The sequence below is a fragment of the Desulfotruncus alcoholivorax DSM 16058 genome, from assembly GCF_000430885.1.
Lineage (GTDB): Bacteria > Bacillota > Desulfotomaculia > Desulfotomaculales > Desulfallaceae > Desulfotruncus > Desulfotruncus alcoholivorax.
The window spans coordinates 1-1,014 of the sequence record NZ_AUMW01000066.1 but is presented as its reverse complement, the minus strand read 5'-3'; the positions used below and the strand labels follow the sequence as shown (position 1 = coordinate 1,014).

1 protein-coding gene is annotated in these 1,014 nt (G+C 32.4%); it reads right to left on the bottom strand.

The annotated features are described in order from the left end of the window. Window positions 1-201 precede the first annotated feature (201 nt). Window positions 202-720: a hypothetical protein gene (locus H569_RS0117105; protein ID WP_027365969.1), complete on the bottom strand. Its 519-nt coding sequence runs from the start codon at window positions 718-720 to the stop codon at window positions 202-204. Between the last annotated feature and the right edge of the window lie 294 nt (window positions 721-1,014).

Below are 1,014 nucleotides of genomic sequence, written 5' to 3'. Positions count from 1 at the left end.
TTGACTGGCGCATGGCGAGCTGGATAATTTAAGTGGCGGTGTTCAGGTTAAAATGCTAGCTGAGGAATTTTACACAACAATTTGGACTTGATCAAAAACCTAAACAATATAGCAAATTGTTAATAGTTTTCTTTTTAAAAACTGAGGCAAATTGCAATACTTGCCTCAGTTTTTATTATATACTAGCCTTACCAAGTGATCCTAATTAGCATTATTCTTAACCGGTATAGAGTTAGTTATTTCAAATACTTTAGGGTTATTAGCTTCTTTCCATTTTATTCTAAATTTTACACAATTTACAATTATTTTTGCTTCAGAAATATTCATTATTGTCTTTGGTTCTTTACTTAATATGGCATTTGACATAGATGATGTTTCTTGCTTGCCCGGGATTGCCCCTTCTTTATTCTCTGCTTTCCAAGTATAGACTCCTGCATTAGGGTAGATATACCCTTCTGGCCAGCTACCACCACTAAAGTCTGGTTCTATAACAACATATTCAAGAGGTGCTTTACCCTTATATATTGCTTCTATTTTGCCTACTACTTTTCTTTTATTCCAGTTTAATTCTGCATTAATATCCCAATCATTGCTACTTATAAAATTTTTTTTAACAGTTTGATAACTATTAGATTCTTCTCCTAATGGAGAACAGCCAAAAATAAAAACTAATAGTAGCAGAAGAAAAGCTTTAAAGTGTAAATATCTGTTTATACTCAAGCAAACACCCCAATTTATTTAATATTTATATATCTAAATCCCCAAAGACATAATTAGAAAGAAATTCCCAGGTAGAACCACTTCTGCTTAATGTATCCCTTTGTTCAAATGCAACATAGCACCCGTTGCTTGAACAGTCAATGTAACCGTCATTACTAATTGTATTAGAATAGGGTTTGCTGAACCAATCCTAATTTCAATTAGGGCTTGCTGAACGAAAAAAAAATCCAATAATCTCAAGGATTTGGGAGCATATTTGTCGAATTAATATGCATGGAAAATGCGTCAAATAAT